This window comes from Halorussus salinisoli (assembly GCA_005239435.1).
GTDB lineage: Archaea > Halobacteriota > Halobacteria > Halobacteriales > Haladaptataceae > Halorussus > Halorussus salinisoli.
Map to the genome: position 1 here is coordinate 44,908 of SZNP01000005.1, position 26,077 is coordinate 70,984.

The 26,077-nt window shown below is 67.7% G+C and carries 24 protein-coding genes and 1 pseudogene; 10 read left to right on the forward strand and 15 right to left on the reverse strand.

Annotation, left to right across the window (positions count from 1 at the left end; genetic code table 11):
- The first annotated feature begins 265 nt into the window (after positions 1 to 265).
- Positions 266 to 1,210 carry a hypothetical protein gene (locus E2484_RS15020; protein ID WP_137286000.1) on the forward strand — a complete coding sequence of 315 codons (945 nt, stop codon included), beginning with the start codon at positions 266 to 268 and terminating at the stop codon, positions 1,208 to 1,210.
- Positions 1,211 to 1,276: 66 nt separating this feature from the next.
- Complete coding sequence (locus E2484_RS15025) at positions 1,277 to 3,022, forward strand: Rieske (2Fe-2S) protein (RefSeq protein ID WP_137286001.1); 1,746 nt, start codon at positions 1,277 to 1,279, stop codon at positions 3,020 to 3,022.
- A gap of 220 nt (positions 3,023 to 3,242) precedes the next feature.
- Here the strand turns inward: E2484_RS15025 and E2484_RS25065 are convergent, their stop codons facing one another.
- The 4 genes from E2484_RS25065 to E2484_RS15040 all read right to left on the reverse strand — a co-directional run bounded on the left by E2484_RS25065 (position 3,243) and on the right by E2484_RS15040 (position 7,060).
- Positions 3,243 to 3,413, reverse strand: a complete 171-nt coding sequence (locus tag E2484_RS25065; protein ID WP_170977374.1) for a hypothetical protein — start codon at positions 3,411 to 3,413, stop codon at positions 3,243 to 3,245.
- Between the two features lie 93 nt (positions 3,414 to 3,506).
- Positions 3,507 to 5,036: a cobyric acid synthase gene (locus tag E2484_RS15030; RefSeq protein WP_137286002.1), complete on the reverse strand. Its 1,530-nt coding sequence runs from the start codon at positions 5,034 to 5,036 to the stop codon at positions 3,507 to 3,509.
- A gap of 21 nt (positions 5,037 to 5,057) precedes the next feature.
- On the reverse strand, positions 5,058 to 5,750 hold the full coding sequence (locus E2484_RS15035) for a cob(I)yrinic acid a,c-diamide adenosyltransferase (protein WP_137286003.1): 693 nt from the start codon (positions 5,748 to 5,750) through the stop codon (positions 5,058 to 5,060).
- Positions 5,747 to 7,060 (reverse strand): cobyrinic acid a,c-diamide synthase, encoded by a 1,314-nt coding sequence (locus tag E2484_RS15040; protein WP_137286004.1) that lies wholly within the window; start codon positions 7,058 to 7,060, stop codon positions 5,747 to 5,749. The genes E2484_RS15035 and E2484_RS15040 overlap by 4 nt, the downstream gene beginning before the upstream one ends.
- 583 nt (positions 7,061 to 7,643) lie before the next feature.
- Here E2484_RS15040 and cobA point away from each other — a divergent pair.
- Positions 7,644 to 8,499 (forward strand): annotated as a pseudogene (cobA, locus tag E2484_RS15045) (uroporphyrinogen-III C-methyltransferase).
- Between the two features lie 61 nt (positions 8,500 to 8,560).
- Positions 8,561 to 9,340 carry a CbiX/SirB N-terminal domain-containing protein gene (locus tag E2484_RS15050; protein ID WP_137286006.1) on the forward strand — a complete coding sequence of 260 codons (780 nt, stop codon included), beginning with the start codon at positions 8,561 to 8,563 and terminating at the stop codon, positions 9,338 to 9,340.
- A 95-nt stretch (positions 9,341 to 9,435) separates the two neighbouring features.
- On the opposite strand, the gene E2484_RS15055 is transcribed toward E2484_RS15050, so the two are convergent.
- Genes E2484_RS15055 through E2484_RS15065 form a run of 3 tightly spaced genes read right to left on the reverse strand, consistent with a single transcriptional unit; the run spans position 9,436 to position 14,946 of the window.
- Positions 9,436 to 10,278: a cobalt-precorrin-7 (C(5))-methyltransferase gene (locus E2484_RS15055; RefSeq protein WP_137286007.1), complete on the reverse strand. Its 843-nt coding sequence runs from the start codon at positions 10,276 to 10,278 to the stop codon at positions 9,436 to 9,438.
- The gene (locus E2484_RS15060; RefSeq protein ID WP_137286008.1) at positions 10,275 to 11,048 is read right to left on the reverse strand and encodes a precorrin-8X methylmutase; all 774 of its coding nucleotides are present in this window, start codon (positions 11,046 to 11,048) and stop codon (positions 10,275 to 10,277) included. Before E2484_RS15060 ends, E2484_RS15055 begins: the two co-directional genes overlap by 4 nt.
- Positions 11,038 to 14,946 carry a cobaltochelatase subunit CobN gene (locus E2484_RS15065; protein ID WP_137286009.1) on the reverse strand — a complete coding sequence of 1,303 codons (3,909 nt, stop codon included), beginning with the start codon at positions 14,944 to 14,946 and terminating at the stop codon, positions 11,038 to 11,040. The genes E2484_RS15060 and E2484_RS15065 overlap by 11 nt, the downstream gene beginning before the upstream one ends.
- Positions 14,947 to 14,980: 34 nt before the next feature.
- Here E2484_RS15065 and E2484_RS15070 point away from each other — a divergent pair, with 34 nt between their 5' ends.
- The 4 genes from E2484_RS15070 to E2484_RS15085 are packed head-to-tail and all read left to right on the forward strand — an operon-like array spanning position 14,981 to position 18,525.
- Positions 14,981 to 17,167: a VWA domain-containing protein gene (locus E2484_RS15070; RefSeq protein WP_137286010.1), complete on the forward strand. Its 2,187-nt coding sequence runs from the start codon at positions 14,981 to 14,983 to the stop codon at positions 17,165 to 17,167.
- Between the two features lie 52 nt (positions 17,168 to 17,219).
- Complete coding sequence (locus E2484_RS15075) at positions 17,220 to 17,408, forward strand: CbtB domain-containing protein (RefSeq protein ID WP_137286011.1); 189 nt, start codon at positions 17,220 to 17,222, stop codon at positions 17,406 to 17,408.
- 5 nt (positions 17,409 to 17,413) lie between these two features.
- Positions 17,414 to 18,175, forward strand: coding sequence for a CbtA family protein (locus E2484_RS15080; RefSeq protein ID WP_137286012.1), 762 nt, complete (start codon positions 17,414 to 17,416; stop codon positions 18,173 to 18,175).
- The gene (locus tag E2484_RS15085; protein WP_137286013.1) at positions 18,175 to 18,525 is read left to right on the forward strand and encodes a (2Fe-2S) ferredoxin domain-containing protein; all 351 of its coding nucleotides are present in this window, start codon (positions 18,175 to 18,177) and stop codon (positions 18,523 to 18,525) included. The genes E2484_RS15080 and E2484_RS15085 overlap by 1 nt, the downstream gene beginning before the upstream one ends.
- A 103-nt stretch (positions 18,526 to 18,628) precedes the next feature.
- Here the strand turns inward: E2484_RS15085 and E2484_RS25695 are convergent, their stop codons facing one another.
- Positions 18,629 to 18,751, reverse strand: a complete 123-nt coding sequence (locus E2484_RS25695; RefSeq protein WP_321112660.1) for a hypothetical protein — start codon at positions 18,749 to 18,751, stop codon at positions 18,629 to 18,631.
- 154 nt (positions 18,752 to 18,905) lie between these two features.
- Between E2484_RS25695 and E2484_RS15090 the strand changes: the two genes are divergently transcribed.
- Both E2484_RS15090 and E2484_RS15095 read left to right on the forward strand, forming a co-directional pair.
- A complete protein-coding gene (locus E2484_RS15090; protein WP_137286014.1) occupies positions 18,906 to 19,466 on the forward strand; it encodes an NUDIX hydrolase in 561 nt (186 codons plus the stop codon).
- On the forward strand, positions 19,463 to 20,245 hold the full coding sequence (locus tag E2484_RS15095; protein ID WP_137286015.1) for a hypothetical protein: 783 nt from the start codon (positions 19,463 to 19,465) through the stop codon (positions 20,243 to 20,245). Before E2484_RS15090 ends, E2484_RS15095 begins: the two co-directional genes overlap by 4 nt.
- Before the next feature lie 151 nt (positions 20,246 to 20,396).
- Here E2484_RS15095 and E2484_RS15100 read toward each other — a convergent pair whose 3' ends face one another.
- Genes E2484_RS15100 through E2484_RS15130 form a run of 7 tightly spaced genes read right to left on the reverse strand, consistent with a single transcriptional unit; the run spans position 20,397 to position 26,076 of the window.
- Positions 20,397 to 21,614: an outer membrane protein assembly factor BamB family protein gene (locus tag E2484_RS15100; RefSeq protein ID WP_137286016.1), complete on the reverse strand. Its 1,218-nt coding sequence runs from the start codon at positions 21,612 to 21,614 to the stop codon at positions 20,397 to 20,399.
- Positions 21,611 to 21,985 carry a DUF3209 family protein gene (locus E2484_RS15105; protein WP_137286017.1) on the reverse strand — a complete coding sequence of 125 codons (375 nt, stop codon included), beginning with the start codon at positions 21,983 to 21,985 and terminating at the stop codon, positions 21,611 to 21,613. The genes E2484_RS15100 and E2484_RS15105 overlap by 4 nt, the downstream gene beginning before the upstream one ends.
- Before the next feature lie 15 nt (positions 21,986 to 22,000).
- A complete protein-coding gene (locus E2484_RS15110) occupies positions 22,001 to 23,236 on the reverse strand; it encodes a CbiX/SirB N-terminal domain-containing protein (protein ID WP_137286018.1) in 1,236 nt (411 codons plus the stop codon).
- Positions 23,233 to 23,919 (reverse strand): cobalamin biosynthesis protein, encoded by a 687-nt coding sequence (locus tag E2484_RS15115; protein ID WP_137286019.1) that lies wholly within the window; start codon positions 23,917 to 23,919, stop codon positions 23,233 to 23,235. The genes E2484_RS15110 and E2484_RS15115 overlap by 4 nt, the downstream gene beginning before the upstream one ends.
- Positions 23,912 to 24,214 (reverse strand): ferredoxin, encoded by a 303-nt coding sequence (locus E2484_RS15120; protein ID WP_137286020.1) that lies wholly within the window; start codon positions 24,212 to 24,214, stop codon positions 23,912 to 23,914. Before E2484_RS15120 ends, E2484_RS15115 begins: the two co-directional genes overlap by 8 nt.
- Before the next feature lie 5 nt (positions 24,215 to 24,219).
- Positions 24,220 to 25,200, reverse strand: coding sequence for a precorrin-3B C(17)-methyltransferase (cobJ, locus tag E2484_RS15125; protein ID WP_137286021.1), 981 nt, complete (start codon positions 25,198 to 25,200; stop codon positions 24,220 to 24,222).
- A 3-nt stretch (positions 25,201 to 25,203) separates the two neighbouring features.
- The gene (locus E2484_RS15130; RefSeq protein ID WP_137286022.1) at positions 25,204 to 26,076 is read right to left on the reverse strand and encodes a precorrin-3B C(17)-methyltransferase; all 873 of its coding nucleotides are present in this window, start codon (positions 26,074 to 26,076) and stop codon (positions 25,204 to 25,206) included.
- Position 26,077: the final 1 nt, after the last annotated feature.

Here is a 26,077-nt window from a genome sequence, read left to right on the forward strand (position 1 = left end):
AAGGACCTATCTGAAAACCCTCTGCAAGACGCTCGCAAGACATCTCGTTCCGAGTCGGTCCGTGCGCCGCGGGCGACCCCCCGGAGGCTACCGATTTCACTCGGTCGTCCTGGGTCGTTCGCGTCCGCGCGGACGCCCAGTCGGACGGACGCTCACGAGCAGTCGCAGCGCGAGGTGCTACGGACGTGTTCGGACCACTCACTTCACCGGCGCGGGTAGTTCGCGGACCTCCGGACCGCGAGGTCGGACGCGGAGGTGTCCGACCGTGACCCGGCCCGACGATTTCGGGCCGAGCGAGTACCTCTGTTACCGCCTCCTCGTGGGACTCGACGAGTCGGCGAACGCCGCGATTTCTCGCTCGAAGTTTCACAAACTCAGTTGTCTCACCGACAGATACCTCGCCGAAGAACTCGACTGCAACGTCGGCCTTCCCCGGTACTGGTACGTCTACGGCGAGGTCGTGGACGAGCAGAGTCTCACCGGCGACTTCTACGTCGCTCCCTCGGCGAAGTTCTGGTCGGGCCAGCGCTACCTCCCTGCCGACGACGTGAACGACTGGGAGTTTCCCGTCCCGAGCGAGCGAAAAGCCCGCATCGACGAGGCGGTGGAGTGGGCGGTCCAGAACTTCGCACGGACGAACGCGGAAGGCATCCAGCAGTACCTCTATCGCCACTACGTCCCTAACGAGTTCGTTCGGACCTACAGCGACCTTCGGTCGCAGTTGAAGCGGGTGGACCTCGACACCCAGTACACTCTCGGCGACTTCGAGGTCGGTTCGCACTCGACTCGGGGGTTCGTGGTCGAGTCGCTCGAAACCATGGTCGAGACCTACCCCCGCGACGACTACCCCGAAGCCTACGAACTGTTTCTGGAGTGGTACGAGACGGTCGAACTCCTGCTGGAGGCCGACGACCCCGACTACGCCGCAATCGAGGAGTTTCTCGACTCGTTCGTCACGATGCTGAGCAAGGTCGAACTCCGATTCCACCACCGCCAGCACATCCCCGACGACCGCATCAAGGTCTGGGAGAACGAGCGACTCGAGGCCAAGGAGACGTTCGCCCGGATGCTGGCCGAGAAGCGCGAAACGCTACTCGACGGCGACTCTCGGCGTGAGACCTCGTGGACCAATGCCTCGGTGCGCGACGGCGGAGAGACCGGTCCGTCGGCGTCGGTGTCGTTCTCTCGCAGGCTCGACTCGTTCGACTAGTGACAGATTCTGTACAAAATATCGCTTCAGCGAATCGTTTTGAGGGTTGCTGACGAACCACGTTCTATGGCGACGCAAGAATCAGACGACGCGGAGTTCGTCAGCGTGGCCGACGCAGACGAACTCCACGAGGAGGGTCGAATAGTGACGCGAGCAGGCGGTCGAGCAATCGCGGTCTTCCACCACGAGGGCGAGTTTCAGGCGGTGGACAACAGGTGTCCGCACATGGGGTTCCCGCTCGCAGACGGGACGGTGGACGACGGTATCCTGACGTGCCACTGGCACCACGCGCGATTCGAACTCTCCTGTGGCGACACCTTCGACCCGTGGGCCGACGACGTGCAGAGTTTCCCGACAGAAGTCCGGGACGGCGAGGTGTACGTGGACCCACATCCCGACCCCGACCTGCCGCCGGTCGAACACTGGACGGACAGACTTCGGACCGGACTGGAGGAGAGTCTGCGCCTGGTGGTCGCCAAGTCGGTCATCGGACTGGCCGACGAGGGCGTGGCCTACACCGACCCGCTCCGGCAGGGTCTGGAGTTCGGCGCGCAGTACCGCGAAGACGGGTGGAGTTCGGGCCTGACCATCCTCTCGGCGATGGCGAACCTCCACGACGAGTTGCGTCCCGACGACCAGCGACGAGCCGTGTACACCGGCCTCTACCGGGTCGCCGAGGACTGTCAGGGCGAACCCCCGAAGTTCGACCAGCCGTCGTTCTCGGCCCGGGACCTCTCGCGCGAGCGTCTCGAATCGTGGTTCCGCGAGACCATCGAGGTTCGGGACCGGGACGGCGCGGAGCGATGCCTCCAGACCGCCATCGCCACGCTCGAACCGGAGGAGGTAGCCGACATCCTCTATCTGGCCGCCACGGACCACCTCTACATGGCCGCGGGCCACACGTTCGACTTCATCAACAAGGCGTGCGAGGCGCTCGACCACGTCGGCTGGGACCACGCCGACGAGATTCTGCCGAGCGTGATTCCCCGACTCACCGAGGCCACGCGCTCGGAGGAGCTCTCGTCGTGGCGACAGCCGATCGACGTGGCCCAACTCACCTACGACGCCTACGACGAACTGCCGGACCTCGCCGAGGACGGCGAAGACGCGGAGTGGGACGCCCCCGAGGGATTCGCCGAGACCCTGCTCTCGGACGACCCCGAGGAGATAATCACCGCGATGAAGGCCGCGGTCCAGAACGGCGCGACTCCGGCCCAGTTGGCGGGCGAAGTCGCGCAGGCCGCTGGCCGCCGGGTCGCCCAGTTCGGTACGTCCAACGAGTTCAACGACTGGAACACGGTCCACCACACCTACAGCTACGCCAACGCGGTCCACAAGGCGGCACTGCGCACTAACTCGTCCGCGGCCTACCGCGGGGCCCTCGCTGGCGCGATGAGCGTCTACCTCGACCGGTTCCTCAACACGCCGCCGACGCCCATCCCCGACGGGACCGAGGTCGAGGCACCCGACGACCTCCGGGAGGAACTGCTCGACGTCTTCGACGAGGAGGGCGAGGTCGACGCCGCCGGAAAACTCGTCGCCTCGTACCTCCGGGACGGCGGCGACCCCGCAGAACTCAAGAAGGTTCTCGGCGAGGGCCTCCTCCGCGAGGACGCCGACTTCCACACGCTCCAGAACGTCGAGGCCGCCTTCGAGCGGTTCGACCTCACCGAGGACCCCGAGGAGGCCCGGACGCACATGGTCGCCACCGCGCGCTACGTGTCCGCGCACGTCCCCACGCGGCGCTCGGCCGAGCAGACCTACACCATCGCGGACCGCCTCCACCGCGGCGAGAAGGTCCACGAATCGTAGCCCGCGTTCGGCCCGTGGATCGAATGGCGCGACTCCGTAGGTGGTGAGGCATCACGCCCGTAGGCGACCTTGGCCCTGGCGAAGTGGTCACGACGGCACGAGACGACACGCTCGGCGAGCAGTTGGACGAGGTTGCCGACGCCGTCGAGGCCCAGTCGCCGGACTACAGTCCGTAACCCATCCCGAAGCTTTTGAGCCCGATTCCCGCGGAATCGCGGCCCTACTCGTTCGACGCGAAGACGAGTAGCAGCGTCACGCCGTTGCCCCCGAGTGCTATCTCCTGGTCCACGAGGTCGTAGCCGTCGGCCTCGAACTCCTCGATGCGGTTGTTGGCCGAACTCTCGGCCTGCTGTCGACTCCCCGACTGAACGATCTCTATCTGCTTGTTCACACGGAACGTATCGCCGTTGCGGACCGTAAATGGGGTGGCTCTTAATCGTCGGTCGGTCGCCCGCAGACTGATTTCGTCTCCGTCCCGTTTCGCCTACGCTGCGGGCAACCCGAGCGCCGCCAAATCCACGTACTCCCGGACCAGTTCGGCCGCGGCGTCGTAGGGCGACCCCGAAGTCCTCTCGCACTCGGGGGCCGTCTCGCCCGCGGATTCGAACGCCGTCGCGACGAACGCCGACAGGACGTTCTCGTTCTCGAAGAGTCCGTGGAGGTAGGTTCCAAGCACGTGGTCCGTGGCTGCACTCCCCGGTCCGAGGGGCCGGACTACCTCCCCTGTGGGCTCCGAGTCGCCCATGTGAATTTCGTACCCCGAGGCGGTCCCCGACGCACCAGCTATCGGTCCCGCGCCAACCACCGACCGCGTGGCCTGCTCGACCCGCTTGTCGGTCGAGAACCGGGTTTCGACCGGAAGCAGGCCCAGGCCTCTGACGGTTTCGCGGTCTTCCGTACTCTCGATTCCGGCGTTCGTGATTCGCTCGCCGAGCATCTGATAGCCCCCGCAGAGGCCGACGATAGGTCCGTCGAAGGCCGCGAGCGCGTCGTCGAACCCCGCCTCGCCTAGTGCGAGCAGGTCGTCCACGGTGTTCTTGGTGCCCGGCAGGACCACCGCGTCGGCTTCCGCGAGGTCGTCGGTAAACTCTGCGTCGAGAGGCACGTACGCCACGCGAACGCCCGGTTCGCGGGCCAGCGGCTCGATGTCGGTGACGTTCGAGGCCCGGGGAAGACGCGGCACCGCGACCCTGACCGAGCGGTCGTCGGGCACGTCGTCTCCTCCTCGGACCGACCGCTCGCCCGGGGCCGGGAGCGAGACGCTGTCCTCTTCCGGGAGACCGGGGTCGTCGTACGGCAGGACGCCGAGTATCGGCACGCCGGTCCTCGCTTCGAACTCTTCGATGCCGGGGTCGAGGATGGACCGGTCGCCGCGGAACTTCGTGACGATTGCGCCAGCGACCTGCTCGCGCACGTCGTCGGGCATCAGTTCGAGGGTGCCGTAGAGGCTGGCGAACGCGCCGCCGCGTTCGATGTCTGCCACGACGAGCACCTCGGCGCAGTCGGCGAACCGTGCGGTCTCGACGTTCGCCAAATCGTGGTCGTGGAGGTTGATTTCGGCGATGGACCCCGCGCCCTCGGCGACGACGACTTCGTGGTCGGCGGCGAGTCGGTCGTGGGATTGGACTGCCGCGCTCCGGGCGGTCTCCCAGTAGTCGTCGTAGTACGTCCCCGCCGCGAAGTGACCGACCGCCTCGCCCTGCACGACGAGTTGGCTCTCGCCATCGCCGCGAGGTTTGAGCAGGACCGGGTTCATGTCCGTCGTCGGCGTCACTCGGGCGGCGCGGGCCTGCACGTACTGCGAGACGCCGATTTCGCCCCAGTCGGTTCCGCTATCGTCGCTCTCGTCGTCCTCGTCCGGTGAGAGCGCGGCCCGGGCGTTGTTGCTCATGTTCTGGGCCTTGAACGGCGCGACCGAGACGCCCGCGTCGGCCAGCGCGCGACAGAGGCCCGCGGCGACCGTACTCTTGCCGACGTGGCTCGCGGTCCCGGCGACCAGCAGGGTCCGGGTCACGGGTCGGTCCTCCGAGCCATCTCAGTACTCGGTTCCCTTCCGCGCGCCCTGGCCCGCATCGATGGGATGGGTCTCCTTCTCGACGTGAGTCACGAGGTCGGCGAGTTCGCAGGCGAACTCCGGGCGCTCGTGGCTCCCGGTCAGGACGAGTTCGAGGTCGTCGGGTTTCGATTCCACGAGGTCGCGCACCTCGTCGGCGTCGAGCAGGTCCCTGCTGACCGCGTAGAGGATTTCGTCGAGTATCAGCATGTGGACGCCCTTCTTCGGAGGTGCGTCGAGCGGGACGGGGCCGGTGTCCCTAGAGGCCTCGACGATCTCCTCGGCGCGCGCGAGGCCGCCCTTGGCCTTGGCCGCGTGCTCGTCGTCGTCTGAGCCGTCGAGGAAGCCGTGCCAGCCGTAGTGGCCGGTGTTCTCGTAGCTGAACCCCGGGAAGTTCTCGATTGCGTTGTACTCGCCTCGAACGTCCTCGACGCTCCCCGCGCCGCCTTTCATGAACTGGACCATGTGAACCCGGTAGCCGTGGCCCGCGGCACGGAACCCCATCCCCATCGCCGCGGTGGTCTTGCCCTTGCCGTCGCCCCACCAGAGTTGGACGAGACCGAACTCGTCGGGGGCCGAGGGTTCGATGTCTCCGTCGGCAGGTGAATCCGTGCTATCGTCGTTTTTCGCGCCGGTGCCGTCGTCGCTCGCGGTGTCGGTCGTGTCGTCGGTCATAGTTGATCGATGAACGCGTCGAACGCGCCGCTCTCGGGGTGGACGTGGCAGTAGGTTCCCAGCGTCCGGTACTCGGTCAGGCCGTCGCGGTCGCCGTCGATGCCGTCGCCGCGCTCCACGTCGAAGGCGTACCGGGCGTCGGTCGCGGGGTCCGCGCTGGAGTAGTGGAACTCGTGGCCGCGGAGTCGGTCGCCCCCGATCGCCGTCAGCGTCCCCTCGCGCGCCCGGAGTTCCACGTGGTCGAGCGCCTGATACCGGTCGCGCATCTCCACGTCGGCCGGGAGGACCGCCGCCATCTCGTAGGTCTCGCCGTCGGTCGTGGTCAACGACTCGCAGAGGGCCATCAGACCGCCGCACTCGCCGAGGACCGGCAGGCCCTCGCTCGCCCGGTCCGCGAGCGTCGTGAGCGCCGGACTCTCGGCGAGGTCGGCGGCGTGGAGTTCCGGGTAGCCGCCCGGGAGGTACACCCCGTCGCAGTCGGGCAGGTCGTCGCCCGCGACCGGCGAGAACGTCGTCACGTCGGCCCGCGCCCGGAGTCGTTCCATCGTCGCGGGGTAACAGAACCGGAACGCGGCGTCCCGCGGAACTGCGATTCGCGTGTCGGTTCGCTCGCGGTCGGTCCCGATGTCCTCAGTCGTCTCGGTCGGTCGCGGCGGTTCCCGAGCGACCGTCAGCAGTCGGCCGGTCCGAACGTTCTCGGCGGCCGCGTCCAGCGCGTCGTCGCTCAGCGGTCGCTCCTCGCCCAGTTCGAGACCGAGGTGGCGGTCCGGGATTTCGAGGTCCGAGTTCGGTGCTATTCGCCCGAAGTAGGTGAGGTCGTCCGGGAGGGCCTCGCGGATGCCCTCGGCGTGGCGGCCGCCGTGGGCGCGCTGGGCGAGGACACCGGCGACCTCTACGTCGCGTCCCGCGCGCTCGGCGTACTCCCGGAACCCGAGAGCGGTGGCGGCCACGCTCTCCATCCCGGCGCTCGCGTCCGCGACGAGGACCACCGGCAGGTCGAGCGCCTCGGCGACCATCGCGGTGCTGGAACCGTCGCCGTCGTACAGGCCCATCACGCCCTCGACCACGCAGACGTCGCCCTCGCCCCGGTAGTAGTTGCGCCGGAGGCCCTCGCGGCCCTCCAGCCAGCAGTCCAGCGTCCGGGAGGGGCGTCCGGCGACCTGCTGGTGGTGGCTCGGGTCGATGAAGTCGGGTCCGGCCTTCGCGGGTTGGACCGCTCGCCCGTCGTTCTGAAGCGCCCGCGTCACGGCGAGCGCGGCGACGGTCTTGCCGACGCCCGAACTCGTCCCGCCGAGGACGAACCCCTTCACGCTCGGGCCTCCCGAATCCGCTCGTCAGTGTCTCCGCGCCGAAGTACCATCGTCTCGTGGTTAGAACAAGCACGGTTTAATCAACTGTGGTTTCGAGCATCGCAGTCGGCGGTAACGAACCGAAGACAACTAATTCATATTTTAAACAAGATATAAATATTCTAAAGGGGCAAGAATAATTCTTCGTACTTTATTTTCCTTTCCCTCCGCGTTCCGGTTTCGACGACGATTCAGGGGCCGTCGGCTTCCGTCGGAAGTGCAACCCCGGTAGTACAAGCAAGATTGAAGTAACTAAAGGTTATTTGTAAAAGTGATGAACGAAGACATCGGTGACCGCTACAGGGCCGACGCCGACGAGGGCCGGTCGTCCGAGCGCAGTTCGCTGGGTTCGGTTTCGGAAACCTCGCGGTCGAGCGACGGGTTCGAGACGCTCACTGCCGACTCGGCCCCGGAGACCGACCGCGGCGCGGCGGCCTCGCGGGTGGGTTCGGTCGGCGACTGCGCGACCGGGGACTCGGCGGACGGGAACACCGACCCGACCGCCGACTCGAAATCGGTCGGCACGACGGCCGCGGGCGGCAAGGTGTACCTCGTCGGGTCGGGACCCGGCGACCCCGAACTGCTCACGCGCAAGGCGTGGCGACTCCTCGAAGGCGCGGACTTCGTCCTCTACGATTCGCTGGTCAACGACGACGTACACGACCAACTCCCCGCGTCGGTCGAGACCGTGGACGTGGGCAAGCGCCCGCCCGCCCGGACTTCGCAGGACGAAATCAACGAGATGTTGGTCGACCTCGCGCGCGACGGCGCGGCGGTCGTCCGTCTCAAGGGCGGCGACCCGCACGTCTTCGGCCGCGGCGGCGAGGAGGCACAGCACCTCGCCGCTGCCGACGTTCCCTTCGAGGTCGTCCCGGGCGTGTCGAGCGCAGTGGCCGCTCCGGGCGTCGCGGGCATCCCGCTGACCCACCGCGAGTGCGCGTCGAGCGTCACCGTCATCACGGGCCACGAGACCCCCGACAAGGACGAGAGCGCACTCGATTGGGACGCGCTCGCCGACACCGTCGTCAGCGGGGGCACTCTCGTCGTCCTGATGGGGGTCAGGCGACTCTCGACCAACGTCGCCGCGCTCCGCGAACACGGGGTCCCGGCAGAGACCCCGGTGGCGATGGTCCAGAAGGCGACGTGGCGCGACGAACAGACGGTCTCCGGAACGCTGGCGACCATCGAAGCCGAGAAGGAGGCGGCCGGGGTCGAACCACCGGCGGTCACGGTCGTCGGCGACGTGGTCGGCGTCAGGAGCGACACGAGCGAGTGGCTCGACAGGTGACCCTCGCGTTTCGGAGACGTTCGTCGCCTCCACCCTGTACCTCACTCGTTCGATAGCTCGACCGTTCGCTTCGTACTGCTGTCAAAACATATTTGGTTGGCGCTCGCGTTGACCAAATCAAGCCCAATTGTAGTAACTAAAACTTACTTGGTTGGGCGGCGTGAGGTTCATCAATGACAGAGGAAGCACTCGTACTCGTCGGCACGGACACCCCGGACGCACGCGACGTACTCCGAACGCACGCCAACCGACTTCGGGACCGACCAGTCGCGGACTCGGTACACACCGCTTTCTACGGTCCGGAACCCATCCGCGACCTGCGCGAGATGTTCGAATCGGTCGCGGCCGACGTGACCTACGTGATTCCGATGCGGGCCGCCCACACCCACGAGACGACCGACGACGTTCCCGCCGCGCTCTCGTACGTCTCGGGCGACGTTCGGTACTGCGAACCGGTCGGCCGGAGTTCGGCGACGACCGGGGTTCTGGTAGAGCGGGCCGCCGCCCGCGTCCCCTCGGGGCCGGACGCCACGCTCGTCGTCGTCGCGTTCGGGAGCAGTTCGCTCCCCTATCAGCGACAGACCGCGGAGTACCACGCCGCTCGCATCCGCGAGCAGACCGACTACGGCGAGGTCCGGACCGCCTACCTCGTCCAGAACCCCGCGGTCGAGTGCGCTCGCTACAACGTCTCGAACGACCGCGCGGTCGCGGTGCCCCTGTTCGCCTACCGCACCGAGGCCACCGACGAGGGGATTCCCGCGAAACTCGAACTCGACCGCGGCGGCGTCGAGTACGCCGACCCGCTGGGCGCTCACCCCCGCATCACCCGGGCGATTCGCGCCGAAGTCGAGAAGCAACGCGTCCTCGCGACCGACGACGCCCCCGCCTCCTTCGAAGCCTCGCTCGCGCAGGCCCGCCGTCCGGTGGCGACCGACGGACACGGCGCGCTCTGAGGCGGTCGGAGGACGGGGAGCGATCGGCTTTTCGCGGGTCGTCGCCGACTGCAGACTCTTCTGCTGTTACTGACTTCCCCGGAAAAGAAGTGAGGTCACTCCGCTCGAACGACCAGCACCGAGAGGTCCGAGAAGGGCGTGTCCTCTCGGCCGGTTCCGCCGGCACTCTCCGCGAGGTCGCCGAGCGTCGTCCGCGTAATCGACTCCTCGTCGTGGGTCAGATGCTCGCAGACCAGCGCCTCCAGCGACGGCGACCCGCCCGCGTCGAGCAACTCCGCGGCCACGTCGCCCGGCATCCAGTCGAAGGGGCGCGGGAGCACCAGCAGGTTCCGGTCGCCGACCGCCGCCCGGAGGCGGTCGAGGTCGGGCGAGATGTCGCCGCTCTTGTGGAGGGTCACGAACGCCGAGGTCTCCATCGGGGTCCGCGCCCTGCTCGCGGCCATCTGAAGCGAGGAGATGCCGGGAATCACCCGGACTGGGCATTCGTCCGCGCTCTCGGTTCTACCGCTCGCATTCGAGGTGCTTCGTACCTCGCGCTCCCCGAGCGCGCGCTCGACCGCCTGCTCGACCTTGCCGACGAACTGGTAGCCCGAGTGGTTCGGGTCGCCCATCAGCACCGCGGTCCCGGTCTCGCCGTCGGCCACGCGCTCGGCGAAGGCCGAAAGCGTCTCGCCCTCGTCGGCGTACCCGCAGGTCATCAGGTCGGCGTCGGTCCGGTCGGCCACGAACTCCACGACCGTCTCGAAGCCGACCACCACGTCGGCCTCCCGAATCGCCCGTTCGCCGCGGGGCGTCAGATAGTCGAGGTTTCCCGGCCCGATGCCGACCGCGTGGACTGGCCGAGCAGAGTCGTCCGCCTCTGCCGGGGACGACTCCGGTTCCGCCGCCGCGAAGTCGGCGGGGTCAGGTCCCGAGTCGAGGTCGTAGTCGTCGCTCATCCGAGGTCGACCCCGTGGTCCCGCCGTCGTTCGCTCGTCTTTTCCCGGCTCTCAGCGAGGTCGACCTCGCCGTCCCGAACGTCGCTGGCGACGTGAATCAACTCGTTGGTCAGTCCGGCCGCGAGGCCGCTCCCGCCGCGCCGACCGACGTTGGTGATGACGGGAACGCCGTGGTCTTCTGCGACTTCCCGCAGGCGCTCGCGGCTCTCGGCGGCCTTCACGAAGCCGACCGGGGTGGCGACCACGACCGCGGGCCGAGTCCCGTCTTCGATGCAGTCGGCCAGCGCGAGCGCCGCGGTCGGGGCGTTTCCCACGGTGGCGATTGCACCGTCGTAGACGCCTCGTTTGTCGAGTTCGAGGACGGACGCGGCGGTCCGGGTCATCCCGGTCTCGGCCGCCAACTCCGTACCGTTCCCGATGGCCTTCCGAACCTCGCAGTCGTGACCTCGGCCGGTGATTCCCTCCTTGACCATCGTGATGTCGGTCACGACGGGCTGTTGGTCGAGGACCGCCCGCGCTCCGGCCCGGACCGGTTCGCTCTCGTCTGCACCCGTGAACCGCATCAGGTGCTGGAACTCGGGGTCGCCGGTCGCGTGGACCGACTTCTGGCGGATTCGGTCGGCCAGCGTCTCGTCGGGCACGAGCTTTCGCACCCGGTCCATGCTGGTCTCGGCGATATCCATCGCGTTCGAGGTGGTCGCGCCGAGGTCGGCGTACTCCTCGAAGTCGTTCGATCTCTCGCCATCAGAGCCAGCATCCTCAGTCGTCATCGCCACTCACCTCCGCGGGGGACGCCGCCGAAGCAAGCGCCTCCAGGTCACCGTCTACGTCGAGATTGAGGTCGCGCAGTCGGTCTTCGGTCTCGTCGTCGGCGTCCCAGAGGTCGCGGTCGATGGCTTCGAGCAGTGTGTCGGTGATGCTGTCGAGCGCCCACGGGTTCACGTCCCGGAGCCACTCCTGGCGGTCCTCGTCGAAGGCGTACTTCTCGGCCACGTCCTCCCAGAGGGTGTCGCTCACGACGCCCGTAGTCGCGTCCCACCCGAGGGCCACGTCTACGGCGGTCGAGAGGTCGCCAGCGCCCTTGTAGCCGTGGTCCTCCATGCTGTCGAGCCACTCGGGGTTGAGGACGCGAGCGCGCATCGCCTTCCGGACCTTCTCCTCGTTGGTGTACACGTCCACGTTGTCGGGGTCGCTGGAGTCGCCGACGTAGGAGGCCGGTTCCTCGCCCGCGGTCACCGCGACTGCGGTGATGAAGCCGCCGTGGAAGGCGTACCAGTCCGAGGAGTCGAACTCGTCCTGCTCGGACGTGTCCTCGATCTTCACGGTCGCCTCGACGTTGCCCAGTCTACGCTCGAACGCGTCGTGGGCGTCCGAGACCTTCCCGCGCGACCCCATGGCGTAGCCACCCCACTGGGTGTAGACCTCCGCGAGGTCGGCGCGGTCGTCCCAGTTGCCCTCGTCTACGGCCTTGTTCGTCCCCGCGCCGTAGCCGCCGGGCCGAGTAGTGAACACCCGTTGTTTCGCGGCCGATTCGGGGTCCTCGACGCCCGATTCTGCCAACTCCTCGGCTTCCTCCTCGACGTGCTTCTTTACGTAGTTCATCTCGTGAGGTTCGTCCAGTTCGACCACGGCGTCTACCGCGTCGTGGATGACGCCCGCGGCCTGCGGGAACGCGTCACGGAACAGCCCCGAGACGCGGGTCGTCACGTCGATTCGCGGGCGGTCGAGTTCTTCGAGGGGGATGGGGGTCACGTCGTCGATGCGCCCGGCGTCGGTCCACTCTGGTTCGACGCCCATCAGCGCGAGCACCTGGGCGATGGTCTCGCCGCGCGTCCTGACCGTGGGGGTGCCCCACGCCACGACGCCGATCTCCTCGGGGTACTCACCTTCTTCGTCCTCGTGGCGCTCGGCCACGCCGTTTCCGACTTCTCGACCCACGCGCCACGCCGACTTCGCGGGCACCTTCCGGGGGTCGAGCGTGTAGAAGTTCCGCGCGGTCGGGAGCAGGTCCACTCCGCCGCGGGTCGGCGCGCCGCTCCCGCCCGGCGGGACGTACTCGCCCGACAGGGCCTCTGCGGTCCGGGGAATTTCGTCCTCCGCGCCCTCGACTCTGGGCGCGGCCTCCTCACAGATGAATTGCAGGACCTCCCGCAAATCGTCGTGCGCACCGCTTCTCGCCCGGCCGTCGCCGAGGGGGTCGATGTCCACGACGAGCAGGTTCCAGTTTATCGCCTCGGCGTCGAAGTCGTTCGCCGCGAGATGTTCGACCAGTTCGAGGCTGGCCTCGTACACCTCGTCTGCGGCCTCGGCGTAGGTTATCCCGAGGTCGTCGTCGTACGCGCCGGGGGAATCGAGCATCTGCTGATACTCGACGCCCAGCACGCCCGCGACGCTCTCCCGGAGGCTCGGTGCGCCCGGATTCTCGAGTCGGGTGAGCGCGACGAGATACTCGGTCAATCGCTCGTCCGCGGGCGGTTCGCCCATGGTGTGCAGGCCGAGCCGAATCTGGGTGGTCTTCACGTCGGTCACGTACTCGTGGACGCGCTCGACCAGTTCGTCGATGTTCACGTCGTCGCCCTCCACGTCGCCCTCCGCGAGCGTGGTTCCGGCTTCCCCCGGTCCGCGCACGTCGGCCGTCTCGTCTATCTGCCCCTCGATGCCCAACTCGACCGCCAAATCGAGTTCGTCTACGAGGGCGCGAATCTCGTCGGCCAACTTCTCGCCGTCGTCGGCGCGGGCGTCCTCCATCCCGGCCTCGCGGTACTGCCGGGCGAGCTCCTCCAACTCGCCGATTTCGTCGTAGGTGCCCGCGTTGGACATGACCGGCGTGAGGTAGTCCACGATGGCGGCGTAGGACCGTCGCTTGGCCTGCGTGCCTTCCCCGGGATTGTTCACGATGTAGGGGTAGACGTTCGGAATATCCTCGATTAGCTGGTCGGGCGCGCTCTCGCCGTCCAGTCCGACCGTCTTGCCCGGAAGCCACTCCAGACTGCCGTGGGTTCCCAGATGGACCACCGCGTCGGCCTCGAACCGGTTGCGGAGCCACGAGTAGAAGGCCACGTAGTCGTGAGGCGGCTGGAGGTCCGAATCATGGTACACCTTCGAGGGGTCCATGCCGAACCCGCGCGGTGGCTGGACCGTGACGAGGACGTTGCCGAACTCGACGCCGGGAATGGCGAAGGGTCGCTCCGGCGGGTCGCCCCACTCCTCGACCACGTTATCGCTGAATCGGTCGTCCTTCCCCTCGAACCAGTCGCGGTACTGGTCGGAGTCCACCACGTCCACGCTCAACTCGCGCACGTCCTCGGGGGCGACCCAGCGGTCGTCCAGCGTGAGCTGTGCGGTGAGTCTGTCCACGAGCGACTGGCCGCTCTCGGGAAGTGAACCACCCATCTCGTACCCCCGGGCGTCGAGTTCGTCCAGCAGGTTGACCGTACTCTCGGGGCTGTCGAGTCCGAAGGCGGTGCCGATGCCGTCGTCGCTCGGCGGATAGTTGTGGAGCACGACCGCAATCTGCTTCTCGTCGTTCGGCGTGTGGCGGAGTTCGGCCCAGTTGACCGCGAGGCTGACGGCGTGGCTCACCCGGTCGTCGATGGGGAAGTGTTGCTTGGGCGCGCTCCCGATTCCGGCCTCGTCGTCGGTTCGCTCCTTGCCCGAAATCGGATGGGTGACGACGTTACCGTCGAACTCGGGGAGCGCCACGGAAAGCGCCAGTTCGAAGCCCATGACGCCCGTGTCGCTGGCCGCGTAGCGCGAGCGCGAGCGCATGGTCGTGACGGTCTGGAGGACCGGCACGCCGAGTCGGTCGAGGAAGACTTCCTCGGCGTCGTCGCCCTCGTCGCTGGCGCTCCGGCCGCGTTCCTCCATCGAGAGCGAGAACATGAACGACGAGAGGACCGCGTCCACGACTGGCTCCCCGCTCTCGTCCGTGAACAACTCGTCCACGACCCACTCGGCGTCTTCTTGCTCCTCCGTATCTGTGGCCGGATTGCAGAACACCGGAAGGGCGTTCGCGCCCTCGTCTTCGATTTTTCGGACGAGCGCGTCCACGTACCGCGTGTTCTCGTGGGTCCAGTGGGACTCGTAGAACCAGACGCCGATGGTGGGTCTGTCCGGGTCGAGTTCCTCTCGGAGGTCTGCGTACTCCGCGCCGGGGTGGTCGAGGTGGTAGACGCCCTCCGTCGGGAGTTCGACCGGGTCGTCGGGGTCGAAATCGGGGGTCTCCTCGTTCTCCCCCTCGTCGTCTCCTGTCGCCTCGTCTCCTCCCTCTCCGGCGTACTCGCTGGCGAGGAACCGACAGAGGTTGGCGACGTTGACCGCGCCGCCCTTTTCGAGGTAGTCGTAGGCCCGGTTCCGGTCGGACTCGGCGACGCTGGTGTCCTCGAAGGCGAAGGCGTCACCCGTCGATTTGACGACGAGGGGGACGCCCGCCTCGCGCAGGCGGGAGACCGCGTGATCGTATCCCGGCATGCTGTCCTCCGCGCCGTGAAGCCAGAAGACCGCGGCCGCGGCGTCTTCGATCTCGTCCACGAACGCGTCCACGTCGGTCCCGTCGTTCAAGTCGCTCTCGGACCGGACGGCGAGGTCGATACCGTCGAGTCTCTCGGCGGCCCGCTGTACGGCCCCCAACTCGTTCTCGGTGGCGGTGTAGAGTGCAATCGTTGGCATAACGTTGTTAAATCTCCATTGTAGTAGTACAAGTATGGTTGAACTACGTGGCTCCAAAAAAGCTTCGACCGTCCCCTTTCCGGCGGTCGTCGGGCAGGAGCGCCTGAAACGGGCGCTTCTCGTGGTCGCCGCGAACGACAGTCTCGACGGTCTGCTGGCGCGCGGCGAGAAGGGGACCGCCAAATCGAGCGCGGTTCGGGCCCTGGTGGACCTCCTGCCCGACCAGCGCGTGATTGCCGACTGTCCCTACGGCTGTCCGCCCGACGATTCCGAAGGTGAGAGCCAGCGACAGAGCCAATGTGCGGAGTGTCGAACCCGAACCGACCCGCCGGTCGAGACCCGGCCGGTCCCTCTCGTGACCCTCCCGCTCGGAGCGACCCGCGAGCGCGTCGTCGGCACCCTCTCGGTGGCCGACGCCTTGGATGGCGAAGCCGAGTTCGACCCCGGTCTGCTCGCTCGCGCCAATCGGGGCATCCTCTACGTGGACGAGGTGAACCTGCTGGACGACCACCTCGTGGACGTACTCCTCGACGCAGCCGCCAGCGGGGTCAACCGAGTCGAGCGCGACGGCGTCAGCGTCTCTCACCCCGCGAACTTCACGCTGGTCGGAACGATGAACCCCGAGGAGGGCGACCTCCGTCCCCAACTCCGGGACCGGTTCGCGCTTCAGGCCACCGTCACCGGATGCGAGGACGTCGCCGACCGGGTGACGATTCTCGACCGGGCGCTCGAAGACGGGGCCGACCTCCACGAGGGGTTCGCCGACGAGACCGAGGCCGTGAGCGACCGACTCGTGAGTGCCCGCGAACATCTCGCGGACGTGACCCTCCCCGCGGAGTTCAAGGAGGACATCGCGGAACTCTGCCGGGACGCGGGCGTCGAGGGCCACCGCGCTGACATCGCGGTCGCTCGCGCGGCCCGGACCTTCGCGGCGCTCGACCGCCGGGTGAAAGTGCTCGAATCCGACGTTCGGGAGGCCGCCGAACTCGCGCTCCCCCACCGACTTCAGAGTCGCCCCTTCGAGGACGCCCCGGACTCCGAGGACGTGCTGGACGACCACTTCGACGACGAGCGCGGAGAGGGCGAAGCCGACGGAAACAGCGGACCAGAAACTGAATCCGGGGAAAACGGCGGTTCCGAGACTGAGGCCGACGCCGGCGAGTCGGGTGACGACCGAGACGAGTATGCGGGTGATGCCGACGAGTCCGAGGGTGACGCCGACGATTCCCCGGACGACGACGCTCCGCGAGGCGGCCGGACCGGGTGCGAATCGCCCGCAGAAGTCGAATCTGGCGCGGACGACTCCGGCGACACCCCCGACGACCGCGACGATTCGGGGGACGAACCGGACGCCGACCCCGACGACTCGAACGGCGATTCCGAGGCGGGAACTCCCCTGATGCCCGGTCAGGCCCGGCCCGGCGTCGGCGAGGCCGAGCGCCACGAAATCGACGGCATGGAGGCGGACGACACCGCAACCGGAGCAGGGGCCGGAGACGCGGGCGGCACGAGGGCCGCGGCGACTCCGAGTTCCGAGGGCCGAGGCGCGCGGGTCCGGACCGAGCGCGCCGAATCCGGCGACGCCGTGGACGCCGCGGCGTCGGTGCGGGCCGCGGCGAGTCGCGGCGCGGACGCGGTGGCCGAGCGCGACCTCCGAGCGTCCGTTCGGGCGCGCGAGCAGTCGACGCTCGTCGTGTTCGCGGTAGATGCCAGCGTCTCGATGCGCTCGGCGATGAGGACCGCCAAGGGCGTCGTGCTGGAACTCCTGAAAGACGCCTACGAGCAGCGCGACGAGGTCGCGTTCGTCGCGTTCGCTGGCGACGACGCCGAGGTCCTGCTCCCACCGACCGACAGCACCGCCCTCGCGGCCCGCCATCTGAAGGACCTGCCGGTCGGCGACCGGACGCCGCTCCCCGCCGGACTCCGGACCGCGGGCGAGGTGGTCGAGCGGGCCGATTCCGACGCGAGCGTCGTCGTGGTCGTCACCGACGGCCGGGCCAACGTCGCCGAGGGAAGCCCCACGGAGGCGACCCGGCGGGCGGCCCGCGGACTCGCCGAGCGAGATTCTCACGTCGTGGTCGTGGACGCGGGCGACGACGGCGAGAAGGGGTTGGTTGGCGCGATAACCGAGGTCACCGACGCCGAGCGCGTCCCCCTGTCCGCGTTGTCGGCCCAGCGAGTCGAGGTCGCAGTCGGCGCGTCCGTCGGGACGAGCGAGTAGCCGCGACGAAAGTTTTACAACTTAGCTTGTTTTTGTTAAAATTGAGTTTATAATGGCGACTGCCAACGACTCCGTTCACGGTCGAATCGAATCCGCCCGAACCGAACTCACGGCGACGAAGACGGCCATCGGCCTCGCGTTCGTCGCCGCGCTCGGGTTCGCACTCCTGTTCGGTCAGGACCCGATGCTACACGACTCGATGCACAACTTCCGACACGCCGCAGGAATCACCTGCCACTAGTTCCGATGCTCGTCGACTACGTACTACGTGGCCTGAAGGCCGGACTGGTCGCGGGTCTCGCATTCGGTCTCTTCGTCGCTCTCGTGGGTAATCCCCTCGTGGGACTGGCGGAAACGCAGAGCCACGACGAGACGGGCCATCACGGCGAGGGGGGTCACCACGAATCGGTCGTCTCCGAGGCTGTTACCGGGGCAGTCAGCGTCGGTTCCGGCGTCGTGTGGGGTGTCCTTCTCGGGGTGGTAACGTTCGGCCTCGCGTACTACTTCCTCGAACCAACTCTCCCCGGAGCGTCCGACACCGAGAGCTACCTACTCGCGGCCGCCGGGTTCGTCACGGTTTCGGGAGCCCCGTGGCTCGTCCTCCCGCCACGGCCCGCTGGCGTAGAGCAGGGGCTTCCGACCGACGTTCGGACGTTCTGGTACGCGACGATGATGGTCGTCGGCGCTGCCGTCTGCCTCCTCTCGGGGTACGCCTACCGGCGTCTCGAACCGCGCTTCGGGACGAGTACCGCAATCGGCGGCGCGGCGCTCGCGTTCGGACTCCTCGGCGTCCCGGTCTTGCTCGCTCCCGCGAACCCGACCCCCGGCGTCGTCTCGACCGACCTCGCCGCGTCGCATCGGGGCTTCGTCGTCTTTGGACAGGCCGGTCTCTGGGTCGTTCTCGCCGGTGCGCACGCGTGGCTTGTTCGACGTGACCGCGATGGAGGACCGACCGCAGAGGGACGGCGCTCCGCCCGAGAGGGGCCCCAAGCGGTTTCGAGCGACTGATGAACGACCGCACCGAGGAGGTCCGCGCCAACGGCTTCACCGACCACGTACTGGTCTGTACGAACGACCGCGACTCCGAACACGCCTCTTGTGCGGACGCTCACGGCCGGGCCGTCTTCGAAGCGGTTCGAGAGTGGCTTCGCGAACGCGGCGTCTTCTGGTCGCGCGTCCACGTCGCCGAGACGAGTTGTCTCGGCCTCTGTAGCGCCGACGGAACGGCTCTCGCGATTCACCCGCGAAGCCGATGGTACTCCGACGTGACGCCCGGTGAGGTTCCGGACCTGATCCGCGAGGAGTTCGGTCCCGAAGCCGACCGATTAGGCGTCGGAAATCCGGACAGTCTCGACTGACCGTCGGACTCACCGGAATAGAAATATTACTAATTCTTTAAGATATTATTTCGTTTTCTTTGACAATATATTTATTTCCCCGGTGACGGCAGTGCGTCTCTCGTTACTCGCAATCCGTCTCGCGGAACTGCGACAGGCAGTCGAAGTCCGCGCCGCAGTCCTCGCACTCCCACCGGTCGTTGACGTGATGGTCGCCGATCTCTCGCGGCCAGTTCTGCGTGGACACGTGGGGGTGTTCGTGGCCGTCGGACTTAAAGATTCGGCGTCGAACCGGTGCGCGTCTTCGGAAGTGCGCTCCTCGCCGTCGCCCGTGACGTCCGCCAGTCTCCTACCACGCTCTTCCCGGTATATTGATAGTATGCCGTCTGAAGGTATCGAGTGTGACTAGAGACCTCTCCTGGGAGACCAACTCGACCGATACCGTGTACGAGGGACGCTCGTTCGACGTTTTGGCGGACCACGTCGAGCTCCCCAACGGTGGGGAGTTCGATTTCGAGTACGTCGGCGAACCGAACGCCGTCGTCGTCTTCCCCGTGACGACCGACGACGAAGTCGTCACGGTCACCGAGTGGCGTCAGCCGGTCAGGCGGAGTGTCACGGGTCTCCCCGGCGGTAGTATCGAAGACGGCGAATCCCCGGCGGCGACGGCACGCCGCGAACTGGCGGAGGAGACCGGCTATCGCCCGGACCGCCTCGAAGCGACGATGACGGTCGAGACGACGAACGGTATCTCTGACGGCGTGCATCACCACTTCGTGGCGCACGGATGTGAACCGACCGCGGAACGCGATATGGACGAGACCGAATCGGTCTCGGTCGAACTGACGCCGCTCTCGGAGCTTCGCTCGCTGGTCACGGCCGGGGAGGTCCGGGACGCCAAGACGCTGCTCGGACTGTTCGGGTACCAACTGTTCGCCGCGGACGGAGGGTGCGGGCCATGACGGCGTTCGTCGGAACGGTCGTGACGGGACTCAGCGCACTCGGCGCGCTCATCACGGTCTTCCTCGGGATGCGGCGCGGATGGCGATGGTTCGATGAGCGGTTCCCCGACGAGGAGGCGGTCCGCGAGGAGGTCGCGGAGGAGCTCTCCGACGAGTTGTTCGTCGACCTCTTCGGTGAGGACGTCTCCGTCGAACGGGTCGACGGCGAGTACGGTGCACGAATCGCGGCTGCCGCCGCCGACGCCGAGGAGATTCGCCGCCTGTCGGGTAACACGAAGCGAATCGACGGCATGGACGACTTCGACCAGTTCGTCGACCCGACGGTTCACACTCGGCTCCTCGTCATCGATCCCGCGAGGCGGTCCGACGCCCAGACGGGTGCGTACACTGGTTTCGAGATGGAAGAGGCGATCGGGCGCGAGCGGGACGCCGACCTCTCGTTCATCCGGGGCAGGTACGGCGGACTCCGAGAGTATCTGAAGTCGGACGGCGACTGGGAGAACGCAAAGGCCCGCACCTACGTGACGACGCCGTGGATTCGCATGGTGCTGTTCAAAGGCGACGAGGAGGCCGGTTGGCGGGAAGCCGGATTCACGTTCAGTCCGACGCTGGCGGACTTCAACGAGGAGACGCCGAAGTTCTGGACCGAGGACCCGATGGCGATAAAGGCGCTGCGCTCGATCTACGAAGACGTCTGGCACGACCCGCGAACCGAACCGTACCTCGACACCTACGCACGCGTCTTCGGCGACGACGCTCCGGCACCAATCGACTCGTAGTCCGGACGCTTTTCCGCTGTTCTTCCGCCGTCGCACCTGTGAGGGGCCGATGTCGGTTTCGAGTCCCTTCGTCCGCGCCACCCGCTTCCCAGAGAAGTCGCAGACCGAGGCCGGTTCGCTTTCGGTCTTCTCGTCCGCGGGTCGGACGCGCTCACATTGATTCCACGTGAAGCCGATACTCCCCGCGAACGTCGCCCTCGTCGTGGTACTCGACCGGTTCCTCCACGAAGGCCACGCGGTCGCCCGAGAGCGCGGCCGCGGTCACGATGCCTCCGCTCTCGATTTCGCGGACCGGCCCCTCCGCGGCGTCGAACACCCGCAGAGCGTGAGCCTCCGGGTCGCGGTCGCGGAAGTGCTGGGCGTAGGGGACCGCGACCCGGCCGCCCGACGCCGCCACCTCGCCGACGAACCCGCCGACCGGGGCCGACCAGAGGCGGTCGCCGTCCTCGCGCGAAATCGCCGTGATCGTGTGCTCGTTGGGATGCCGACCCTCGGCCTCGCGGCCCTCCGCGGGGAAGGTGTTGCCCGTCACGAACACCGTGGCGTCGGCCGCGAGATGCGCGTGGTTCGGGTAGGCGTACAGCGTCTCGTCGCCGATTTCGCGCTCGACGCCGAGGTCAGCGGCCCACCGCTTCTCGGCGCTCTCCGCCCCGAGCAGGTAGCCCCGGTAGTCGCCGTGACTCGCCGCGGCGATCGCTCCTCCGGAGAGCGACACGTCCCCGACCCGGCGTTCGCCTTCAGTTCCGGGGTCCCAGTCCGCGACGGGGGTGCCGGTCGCGGCGTCCAGCACGACGAGACCGCGGTCGTGGTCGCCGCCGCAACGGTTGTTGGCCACCGCGAGTCGGTCGTCCCCGAGCGAGAGCGCGATGGGCGAGGCGTCGGTCTCGTACCGCCAGCGGACCCCACCGTCGGACTCGAACGCGTACACCGCGCTCCGCCAGACGCGTTCGTCACCGTCGCGCTCGTACCGCCGGGCCGCGGCGTAGAGCCGTGCTTCTCCCGCGATCACGTCCACCACGTAGGGGTACCAGAACAGGGTGTCCTTCGCGGGACCGCAGAGGTCGTCGGCGGTGTCGTAGGACCACTGTTCCTCGCCCGAATCGCCGAGCAGTCGAATCCGGCCGCGGTCGCCCCGCGTGCCGACTGCGAGGCCGGTTGCAGATCCGGCGAGCGCGACCGCCATCTCCTCGCCCGACTCGCGCCATCGCTCCGAGCCGTCGGCCTCGAGCGCCCGTACGGTCCCGTCGGCCGTTCCGACCGCGAAGCCGTCCTCGAACGGGGCCACGCTGGAGCGCCGCCACTGCTGGCGACTCCCGCGAGGACTCACCTCGCCCAAGCCGACCGAGACGCCGGTTCGTTCGATGCTCATTCGTCTTCGACCGGGAACGCCTCGTGGAGCACGTCGTGGGCCTCGCCCAGACCGCCCAGCACGCTCTCGCCCTGCGCGGTCAGGCGCTGGACCGTCCGCTCGGCGTCGCGGACCGCGACCAGCCGACCCCGGAGGTAGTCGTATTCGGGCGCGTCGTCGTCGGTCCGAGCGATTTCCTCTTCGAGGTCCACCAGCGCGGCGTCGAGGTGACGTTCGATCTCCGCGAGCGTCTCGGCCGCCGCGAGCGCCCCGACCGGGCCGTCGAGGTGGCCTTCCAACTCTTTCTCGGCGTGCTGGCGGGCGCTCTCGTTTTCGGTTCCGAGTACGTTCATCAGTCCGAGTCGTAGTGCTTCGATTTCGTAACAGCTCATCGTTCTAATCCGTGTTCAAAGGGTTTGGTCTACGATATCGCTCACGATGCGGTCCCTGTCGAGGTGGGACGAGACGATTCGCTCGGCGTCGTCCTCGCCGACGCCGCCGTACCAGACGCCGTCGGGGTAGACGGCGACCATCGGGCCCTCGCCGCACTGCCCGAGACACGACGACCGGGTGATTCGGGCGTCGGCCTCCTCGGAGTCCCGGACCTCCTGTCGGAGGCGTTCGAGGACCGCGGCCGACCCCTCGGCCGCGCAGGTCTGGTTGGTACAGACGACGACGTGCTTGTCGGGCGCGTCGTGGACGTGCGGGTCGTCGTCCACGTCCTCGCGATCGGCGTGGGCCTCCTGGTGGGTCAACGCCCGGAGCATCGCCCGCGCCCCGCCCTGGTCTTCCTCGTAGCCGTCGAGTTCGACCTTGTACTTGCAGGTGTCACAGGACATCTCCACGCTTCCGGTCCGGGCCTCCTGCCACCGGTCGGCCAGCACGTCGAGCAGGCGGGAGTCGGTCCCGAGCGGGTCGCCCGCCGCGGCCTCGACGTACGGGTACTCCTCGGCGAACTCGTCGGTCCAGTCGCGGACCCGCTGGGTCAGCACGCCGTCGCCGAGCATGTACGGCAGGGCGACCACGGCGTCGGGTCGCTGTTTGGCGATTCCGTGGAGCGTCTCGTCGAGCGTCGGCTCCGTGACGCCGACGAAGGTCGCCTCGATCGACGAGAACTCGCGGCCCTCGTAGAGCAGGCGCGCCAGTTTGTGTACGTCGGCGTTCGCGTCGGGGTCGCTCGACCCGCGAGCGCAGAGCGCGACCGCCACGTCGTCGTCCTCGCGGTCCACGCCCAACTCCTCTTCCACCGCCGCGGCCCGGTCGTCCAGCAGGTCGAGAATCGCCGGGTGGACGCCGAGATGCGACCCGACGTCGAATTCGACCTCGGGATGCTCGCGGCGGGCCTGCTCTATCGCCAGCGGCACGTCGTTCTTGACGTGGCTCGCGGCGAACAGCGACAACTGGACGACCGATAGCACCTCGACTGCCGGCGCGAGTCCGTCGATGGCGTCCGGTATCGACGGCTCGGCGAGTTCGAGGAACCCGGCGTCTACCGGCACGCCGACGCGCTCCTCCAGCGCGGCCGCCAGGTCTCGGACCTGCTCGTTCGACTTCTCGCGCCGAGAGCCGTGGCCGACCAGCAGGACGGCCTCGTCCTCGAACCCGGCCCCGGTCTCGGTTTCGCTCTCGACTGTCCGGCTCATTTCTCTATCTGTGCGGCCTGTTCGAGGCTCCGACGTAGTTTCCGCCGCCGATTCGGTGCGAACAGTCCCGACTCCTCGGTGCCGTCGTAGAGCCACTCGCCGAACCGGGCCGCGGCGTCGTCGTCGACGCCGAACCAGTACCGGCCCGACGAAGCCTCGGACACGTCGCCGGTCGGGGCCTCGACGCTCGCGCGCTCCACGAGTCCTCGAATCGTCTCGACCAATTTACTGTCCTCGTGGGCGAACGAGATTCCCACCGCCCCGCTCGAACTCTTGAAGCAGATGGTGCCACATCCCTCCGAGAGTCCCCGGAGGAGTTGGCGGTCGTGGTCGGCGAAGGCGTCGAACCGGTAGCCGCCGGGTTGGTCCTCGATGGGCAGTCCGAGCGCGGCGCTCGCGCGCTCGGCGAGCGTCGCCCCGATGACCTGTACTGTGTACTCGTCTTCGGTCCGCGTGACGGCCGTGTCGTGGGCGTACGCCCGCTCGGAGAGTCGGTGGTCCACGCGCTCCGATCCGGCGACCGCGGCCAGTCGCCGGGCGGCGATCTCGTTGCCGGTGACTACTTCGATACCGTCCCGCGTCACCTCGCCGTCCCCGGCGACTCGGCCCCAGAAGTAGGCCAGTTCGGGGTGGCTCGCCAGCATGTCGTCGGGCGGGCTCGCACCGACCTCGGCGTCACTCATCGCCGACCGCCCCCGCCGTCGCAGACGCCTCGTCTTCGACGGTCTCCGTCCTCGCAGACTCCCCGTCTTCGACCGTTTCCACGCTGATGGCTCCAGGCGGGCAGGCCTCGGCGGCCTGCTCGGCGTCGGTGCGGCGGTCGTCTTCGAACTCCGCGACGACGCGGCCGTCCTCCCGGCGAACGCCCTCGGCGTCGAGCGTGGCGAGTCCGTCCTCGCCCTCCGCGAATCGGTCGTCGCGGGTCAGGCAGGCGAAGATGCCGTCGCAGGCGTCGGTGTCGATGGTTACTCGATACATCTCTCTCAGTAGTCGTATTTCGTCTCGTACCCGCGCGGGGTGACCATCCGGTCGTCCCACACGTAGGTCTCCTCGTTGCCCACGAGGAGGGTGGTCGTCATGTCTATCAGGTCGGTCTCGCCGAGGTCCGGGAGGTCGCCGAGGGTCGCTATCTCGACCTCCTCGTCCTCGCGCCCGGCGGCGTGGACGATGCCGACCGGGGTATCTTCGTCGCGGTGCTCCAGCAGAATCTCGCAGCACTTCTCGAAGTTCTCCCGGCGCTTGCGACTCCACGGGTTGTAGATGGCGATGGTGAACCCCTCCTTGGCCGTGGCGTGGAGCCGCGACTCGATGGTCGGCATGTCGGTGAGGTGGTCCGAGAGGCTGATGCTCACAGTGTCGTTGACGAGGGGCGCGCCGACCCGCGCCGCGCAGGACTGGGCCGCCGGGACGCCGGGCACGACTTCGAAATCGACCATCGAGGCCGTCCCGCCTTTGGATTCGAGGATTTCGAGCGCGAGACCCGCCAGCGCGTAGACGTTGGGGTCGCCGCTCCCGATGATGGCCACGTCGTTGCCCGCCAAGGCCCGGTCGATGGCCTCCTCGGTCCGGGACACCTCGCCGCACATCGGGGTCGAGTAGATGTCCTCGGCGTCGTCGGTGATTTCGTCGGGCAGGAGGTCGACGTAGGTCGTGTAGCCGACGATGTGCTCGGCGTCCGCGAGGGCAGTCTTCGCTCGACTGGTCATGCCCTCGGCTTCGCCCGGTCCGAGGCCGACCGCCACGAGGCGGCCGGGGTCGGCGTCGAAGTCCTCGACGGTCGAACCGACCTCCTCGTCGTCGCTGGAACCGCCGCACTTCGACTCGGAGGAGGACGAACTGCTCGACCCGCCGCACTTCGATTCCGTACTCGCCTCGGTTTTCGTCGCGCCGCACTTCGATTCGCTAGTTTCGCTCTCTGTACTCCCCGATGCGCCGCATTTCGATTCAGTATCGTCCGTACTCATGGTTCAGAAGTCGTCTACGTCACGCCCGCCGCGCGGGGTGACGAGATACTCTCGGTCGTCGTTGCTCCACACCTTCGTCTCGTGGTTGCCCACGAGAATCGAGGTGCCCATGCCGCCGACCTTCTCGTCGTGGTCGGTGGCCTCGCCGAGGGTGGTGATGGTGTGGGTCTCGTCTTCGAGGTTGCGCCCGTCCTCGCCCCGGCCCGCGTCGTTGAAGATGCCGACCGGAACGTGGTCGGCGCGCTCCTCGCGGAGGACCTCGATTGCGCGCTCGTAGTCGCGCCAGCAGTTGTAGAGGACGACGACGAAGCCGCTGATGGCGGCCGCCCGGAGTTTCTCCTCTATCTCGTCCCAGCCGCGCCACTTGTCGGACAGCGAGACCGTACAGAAGTCGTTGCTGAGGGGTGCGCCGAGGTTCGCCGCCCCGCCGAGCGCCGCGGTGACGCCCGGCACGATTTCGATGGGCACGTCGGTCGCGTCCTCTTCCTCGGCCATCGTGAACACGAGGTCGCTCTTCCCGTACACGTTCGGGTCGCCACCAGAGACGTGAGCCACGTCCTCGCCGTTTCGGACGCGCTCGAAAGCCTCCCGGGCGAGTTCGACCTGCTGGCCCATCGAGGACCGAACGACCTCCTGTTGGCTCCCGTCGGGTCTGGTCGCCGTCCCGCCGTCCGTCGCCGTTTCGGGGGCGAGAGTACCGTCCTTCCGGAGGAACTCCTGATAGAGGTTCGAAGCGATGACGCAGTCGGCCGTCGAAATCACGTCCTTGGCTTCCTGGGTCATCGCGTGGGGTAGGCCCGGGCCGATGCCGACCACGTAGAGGGTACCGGTTTCGTCGGCGTCCTCCTCGCCGCCGGTCTCACTATCGCCCGCCATG

What these genes read in the sequence shown, in the direction of transcription:
- E2484_RS15025 (WP_137286001.1), top strand. Translation starts at nt 1,277, where the DNA reads ATGGCGACGCAAGAATCAGACGACGCGGAGTTCGTCAGCGTGGCCGAC.
- E2484_RS15035 (WP_137286003.1), bottom strand. Translation starts at nt 5,750, where the DNA reads ATGACCGACGACACGACCGACACCGCGAGCGACGACGGCACCGGCGCG.
- E2484_RS15050 (WP_137286006.1), top strand. Translation starts at nt 8,561, where the DNA reads ATGACAGAGGAAGCACTCGTACTCGTCGGCACGGACACCCCGGACGCA.
- E2484_RS15055 (WP_137286007.1), bottom strand. Translation starts at nt 10,278, where the DNA reads ATGAGCGACGACTACGACCTCGACTCGGGACCTGACCCCGCCGACTTC.
- E2484_RS15060 (WP_137286008.1), bottom strand. Translation starts at nt 11,048, where the DNA reads ATGACGACTGAGGATGCTGGCTCTGATGGCGAGAGATCGAACGACTTC.
- E2484_RS15065 (WP_137286009.1), bottom strand. Translation starts at nt 14,946, where the DNA reads ATGCCAACGATTGCACTCTACACCGCCACCGAGAACGAGTTGGGGGCC.
- E2484_RS15070 (WP_137286010.1), top strand. Translation starts at nt 14,981, where the DNA reads ATGGTTGAACTACGTGGCTCCAAAAAAGCTTCGACCGTCCCCTTTCCG.
- E2484_RS15075 (WP_137286011.1), top strand. Translation starts at nt 17,220, where the DNA reads ATGGCGACTGCCAACGACTCCGTTCACGGTCGAATCGAATCCGCCCGA.
- E2484_RS15080 (WP_137286012.1), top strand. Translation starts at nt 17,414, where the DNA reads ATGCTCGTCGACTACGTACTACGTGGCCTGAAGGCCGGACTGGTCGCG.
- E2484_RS15085 (WP_137286013.1), top strand. Translation starts at nt 18,175, where the DNA reads ATGAACGACCGCACCGAGGAGGTCCGCGCCAACGGCTTCACCGACCAC.
- E2484_RS15095 (WP_137286015.1), top strand. Translation starts at nt 19,463, where the DNA reads ATGACGGCGTTCGTCGGAACGGTCGTGACGGGACTCAGCGCACTCGGC.
- E2484_RS15100 (WP_137286016.1), bottom strand. Translation starts at nt 21,614, where the DNA reads ATGAGCATCGAACGAACCGGCGTCTCGGTCGGCTTGGGCGAGGTGAGT.
- E2484_RS15105 (WP_137286017.1), bottom strand. Translation starts at nt 21,985, where the DNA reads ATGAGCTGTTACGAAATCGAAGCACTACGACTCGGACTGATGAACGTA.
- E2484_RS15110 (WP_137286018.1), bottom strand. Translation starts at nt 23,236, where the DNA reads ATGAGCCGGACAGTCGAGAGCGAAACCGAGACCGGGGCCGGGTTCGAG.
- E2484_RS15115 (WP_137286019.1), bottom strand. Translation starts at nt 23,919, where the DNA reads ATGAGTGACGCCGAGGTCGGTGCGAGCCCGCCCGACGACATGCTGGCG.
- E2484_RS15120 (WP_137286020.1), bottom strand. Translation starts at nt 24,214, where the DNA reads ATGTATCGAGTAACCATCGACACCGACGCCTGCGACGGCATCTTCGCC.
- cobJ (WP_137286021.1), bottom strand. Translation starts at nt 25,200, where the DNA reads ATGAGTACGGACGATACTGAATCGAAATGCGGCGCATCGGGGAGTACA.
- E2484_RS15130 (WP_137286022.1), bottom strand. Translation starts at nt 26,076, where the DNA reads ATGGCGGGCGATAGTGAGACCGGCGGCGAGGAGGACGCCGACGAAACC.